Annotated in this window: 1 pseudogene; it reads left to right on the top strand. The window is 55.4% G+C overall.

The window, feature by feature from the left end:
- Nucleotides 1–95 (top strand): annotated as a pseudogene (locus HWD93_RS20060) (repressor LexA); the annotation flags it as partial.
- Between the last annotated feature and the right edge of the window lie 154 nt (nt 96–249).

Here is a 249-nt window from a genome sequence, read left to right as displayed (position 1 = left end):
CTCCGAACGCGGCCGCTGAACACCTGCGCGCATTGCGTAGAAAAGGGGCCATCACCATCGCCCCTAATATGTCCCGCGGTATTTCTATCGTCGGTCATAAAGAGCCATCTCTCGCCGTGCAGCTGCTGCAAGAGATGGTTCATAACGAACCGGGGGCACGCGAACGTGCCATAGAGTTCATCCGACTGTATGAGGTCCAGCTATGAAGAGAAGCTGGTTTCAGCATACAGGTTTGACGGAGTCTCAGGC

Origin of the sequence: Curtobacterium sp. C2H10 (assembly GCF_025407985.1) — a bacterium.
Classification (GTDB): domain Bacteria; phylum Actinomycetota; class Actinomycetes; order Actinomycetales; family Microbacteriaceae; genus Curtobacterium.
Note: the sequence above shows the minus strand (reverse complement) of the source record. Positions and strands in the feature narration are given on the sequence as shown.